Genomic DNA, 4,384 nt, shown 5'->3' on the forward strand with positions numbered 1-4,384 from the left:
ACCCCTTCCAGGGGGCGGTTCTCTATGCGGACACATCCGACTGATTGAGCCACACCGTTTTTATAACTATTCCCTACTTTTTGTGCCGACAAAAAGTAGGCAAAAAGCTCGCTTAGGCGGCCCGCAGGGTTCGGGCCCTATAAAACGCACTCGCGGCGGATGTTTTTACAACTCGCTATCGCTCAAACAAGTAAAAACATTCTTCCGCCTTGAGGCATTTTATAAACAGGGCTAAGACCTGCATAAAACAGCAAAACGGCCGCACCCATCCGCCCCCGCGGGCCGTTTCCGACGGGATTTCCCCCCGTTTTTCTAACCTTAAATAAAGATGATTTTTTGCGCCAAAACTTTGCTAGAATGAAGAAAATTACGAACATAAGGAGAATACTAGATGAACATTAAATTAGACGCCGCCAAACTGCCGGCCTCCACTTTTACCTGCGGCCCCAGCCAGGGCCATCCCGTCATCCGCGAAACTCCCGTCTGCAAGACCCAGTTTGAACGCAGCCACCGCGCCAAAGATATCTCCACCGACGGCTTATATAAAGAAGCCGCGGACAACCTGCGCACGCTCCTTTCCCTGCCCGAAGATTACACCGTCATCTTTTTTATGGGCGGAGCCACCCCGGCCATGGACGCCGTGGTGTGGAACCTTACCAAAAATTCCATTTCCGGCCTGTCCTTCGGCGCGTTTTCCAAACTCTGGGCCAAAAAAATCACTTCGCGCCTGGAAGCCAACGTCATCCGCTCCATCCGCGAAGCGGGCGAAAACGAATTTTTCCCCGCCCAAAAGCCCGACTATAACGCCAGCCTGGTGATTTTAACGCCCAACGAAACTTCCACCGGCACCCAAATCCCGGACGAATACCTGGAAGAAGCCTGGAAAGCCAAAGGCGAAGACACCTTAATCGCCTGGGACTGCACCTCCTGCGCGGGCGGACGCGATTTGCCGAAAAATAAATTTGACGTGATGCTCTTCTCCATGCAAAAATGCTTTGGCGTAGGCGGCGGCTCCAGCGTAATTATTATGAGCCCGGCGGCCGTCAAACGCCTGGAAGAGGTGAAAAAATACCGCACCGTGCCCTACGCGCTGGACCTGGCGGAAGCCGCCGCCAAAGCGCAGGAAAAATGCCAGACGGTCAACACCCCCTCCACCACCAACATTTGGATGTTCAACGAAGCCTGCAAATGGATGAACGCCAACGGCGGCCTAAAAGCCATGGACGCGCTGTGCCGCAAACACGCGGACTATCTGCTCGCCTGGGCCGCCAAGACGGATTACCTCGCCCCGCTGATTAAGGACGAAAAACACCGCTCCTACACCACGCTCACGCTGGAAGTAACCGACCCGAACCTCAAAGACGCGGACATCTCCGCCGCCTTAAAAGCCACGGGCCTGGCCAACTTGGCGGACGGCATTAAAAAGTATTCTTCCGTCAAGCAAAATTCTCTGCGCATCGCGTGCTTCCCGTTCGTGGACATTCACGGCACGGGCGAATACGAAAAACTCACCGCCGCGGTGGACGAAATCGTCCGCCAGCTGCGTTTGGAGGCTAAATGAAAATACTGATTGCCGATAAATTTCCGGCCCGCTGGAAAGAAGTGCTCGCCAAACAAGGCCACCAGATTACCGACGACCCGGGCCTGGACGAAACCACCCTGCCCGCCGCCGTAAAAGACAATGAAGCGCTCATCGTGCGCAGCACCAAAGTGCCCGCCGCCGTGATTGACGCGGGAACAGATTTAAAACTCATCATCCGCGCCGGAGCCGGCTACGACACCATAGACACGCAGCACGCCGCCGACAAAGGCGTGGCCGTTTGCAACTGTCCGGGCACCAACTCCATCGCTGTGGCCGAACTGGCGATGGGCCTTATGCTGGCGCTGGACCGCCGGCTGTACCACAACACGCGCGACCTGAAAGCCGGCGTGTGGAACAAAGCGGAATACAGCAAGGCCAAAGGGATTTTCGGCCGCACGCTGGGCATCATCGGGCTGGGCAACATCGGCAAAGAAGTGGCCAAGCGCGCGCAGGCGTTCGGGATGAAAGTGGTCGCGTACGATCCGTACGACAAGCCGGAACTGTTCGCCAAGCTTCACATCACGCCGGAGCCGGATATTTACACGCTGGCCGCCATGTGCGACGTGATTACCGTCCACCTGCCCGATACACCGCAGACGCACGGCCTGTTTGACAAAAAATTCTTTGACGCGATGAAAGACGGCGCCACGTTTATCAACACCGCGCGCGGCGGCCTGGTGGTAACCAAAGACCTCGCCGAAGCGATGAAAACCAAACACATCCGCGCCGCGCTGGACGTGTACGAAACCGAGCCCAAAGCAAACGACAAAGCCTTTGATTACACGCCGTTTGAAGGCGCCGAAAACTTTTACGGGACGCACCACATCGGCGCCAGCACCGAACAGGCGCAGGACGCCGTGGCGGAAATGGCCGTGGACATTATCAACGAATACGCCGCCGCCGGAAAATTTTTACACCGGGTGAACTGATGGCTACGATAAAACCTTTCCGGGGCTTCCGCCCCGCCGGGCACTGCGAAAAAATCGCCTGCCCGCCGTACGACGTATTGAACTCGGCCGAAGCGCGCAAAATGGCCGAAGGCAACCCGTATTCCTTCCTGCACGTGGACAAGCCGGAAATTGACCTGCCCGAAGGCACGGATTTGTACGCGCCCGAAGTGTACGCCAAAGCCAAAGAAAACCTGGAGCGGTTCATCCAAACGGGCGTGCTGAAACAGGACGAAAAACCGGCCTTCTACCTCTACGCGCAGACGATGGACGGACGCACCCAGTACGGGCTGGTGGCCGCGGCTTCTACGGATGAGTACGAAAAAGGCATCGTGCGCAAACACGAACTGACCCGCAAGGACAAAGAGGATGACCGCACCCGCCACGTGCACGCGCTTTCGGCCACCACGGGCCCGGTGTTTTTAACGTATCCGGACAATGCCGCCATCAACGAAAAAACGGCCGAAATTGCGGCGGAATTCCCGGTTTATTCGTTCACTGCGGACGACGGCATAAAGCACACATTCTGGGTGATTGACGATCCGCAGGACATCAAATTTTTGATGGACGCATTCGCCGCCGTCCCCACACTCTATATCGCAGACGGACACCACCGCTCCGCCGCCGCGGCCAATGTGGCGCGCCAGCGCAGGGAACATAACCCGAAACACACGGGCGAAGAAAAATACAACTTTTTTTTAAGCGTTATTTTTCCCGCCGGGCAGCTTTATGTGATGGATTACAACCGCCTGGTAAAAGACTTAAACGGACTTACTGAAAAAGATTTTCTGGCTAAAATTTCAGATAAGTTTGACGTGGAAAAAACCGGCAAAGAACGCCCGCAGAAACGCCACGAGTTCGGTATGTATCTGGGCGGGCAGTGGTACACTCTGCGCGCCAAAAAAGGCTCGTTTGACGAGCACGACCCGGTGGCCGCGCTGGACGTAAGCATCCTGCAGGAAAACCTGCTGGGGCCCGTATTGGGCATTGGCGACCCGCGCACGGACAAACGCATTGATTTCGTGGGCGGCATACGCGGCCTGGGCGAGCTTAAAAAACGTGTGGACGGCGGGAAGTGGCAGGTGGCATTTTCTATGTTCCCCACCTCTATGGAAGAGCTGATGAAAGTGGCGGACGCCAATAAAATTATGCCGCCTAAATCCACCTGGTTTGAGCCGAAGCTCAGAAGCGGCCTGGTGATTTACAAATACGAAGACAAATAGCCAAACACCCCGGGCTTCCGCCCGGGGTGTTTTGTTTGATATTCATTAGTATTTAGTAAAGTTAGGGGATTTATATTCTTATGGCTGTACCGTACCGCTGCAATCACGACGGGTCGCCGTAAATCCAATTTTTTTACAAAAGCCGGTATCATCTCCATTTTGGCAGGAAATTGTACCTAAACAACTATCTCCATTTGCCCCCCAGCCATATCCCCACATAGTCAATGAACCCGCAGCGTTCCGCCAGGGAGACGTATCAGAACTGGCGGAAGTGACACGGTAGGCTATAATATCTGATTGGGTCGGCGGACAATAATACCAATCCTTTGTTTTATAACATCCGTTGGAAAGTTTTGTGCCGGGAGGAGGAACGTCATAATCATCAAAAGACTCTCCCATATCACAATTTTGCTGGTCCCCATATAAATAACAAAGCTGATATTGGCGATATAACGCATTTAAAACGCTAATGGCTTCCGCCGCACGGCTTTTTTCCACTGCTTTGGTATATTGCGGCAGAGCGACAGCCGACAATATACCGATGATTAAAACGACTACCAACAGCTCTATTAACGTGAATCCGAGACTTTTTTGCATGGGATATATCCCCCTATTTATATAAGTTGATATTC

At 54.2% G+C, this 4,384-nt stretch carries 5 protein-coding genes; 4 read left to right on the forward strand and 1 reads right to left on the reverse strand.

The window, feature by feature from the left end; genetic code table 11:
* The 4 genes from ACQY36_RS07910 to ACQY36_RS07925 all read left to right on the forward strand — a co-directional run.
* The coding region (locus ACQY36_RS07910) for a hypothetical protein (RefSeq protein WP_428078729.1) at window positions 1-235 on the forward strand (235 nt) is incomplete at its 5' end.
* A gap of 156 nt (window positions 236-391) precedes the next feature.
* Window positions 392-1,561 carry an aminotransferase class V-fold PLP-dependent enzyme gene (locus tag ACQY36_RS07915; RefSeq protein ID WP_428056783.1) on the forward strand — a complete coding sequence of 390 codons (1,170 nt, stop codon included), beginning with the start codon at window positions 392-394 and terminating at the stop codon, window positions 1,559-1,561.
* Entirely contained in the window at window positions 1,558-2,511 is a 954-nt protein-coding gene (locus tag ACQY36_RS07920; RefSeq protein ID WP_428056785.1) for an NAD(P)-dependent oxidoreductase, read from the forward strand. The genes ACQY36_RS07915 and ACQY36_RS07920 overlap by 4 nt, the downstream gene beginning before the upstream one ends.
* Window positions 2,511-3,752 (forward strand): DUF1015 domain-containing protein, encoded by a 1,242-nt coding sequence (locus tag ACQY36_RS07925; protein ID WP_428078730.1) that lies wholly within the window; start codon window positions 2,511-2,513, stop codon window positions 3,750-3,752. The genes ACQY36_RS07920 and ACQY36_RS07925 overlap by 1 nt, the downstream gene beginning before the upstream one ends.
* 78 nt (window positions 3,753-3,830) lie before the next feature.
* On the opposite strand, the gene ACQY36_RS07930 is transcribed toward ACQY36_RS07925, so the two are convergent.
* The gene (locus ACQY36_RS07930) at window positions 3,831-4,349 is read right to left on the reverse strand and encodes a type IV pilin protein (RefSeq protein ID WP_428078732.1); all 519 of its coding nucleotides are present in this window, start codon (window positions 4,347-4,349) and stop codon (window positions 3,831-3,833) included.
* Between the last annotated feature and the right edge of the window lie 35 nt (window positions 4,350-4,384).

The sequence above is a fragment of the Candidatus Avelusimicrobium alvi genome (assembly GCF_958451995.1).
GTDB classification, from domain to species: domain Bacteria; phylum Elusimicrobiota; class Elusimicrobia; order Elusimicrobiales; family Elusimicrobiaceae; genus Avelusimicrobium; species Avelusimicrobium alvi.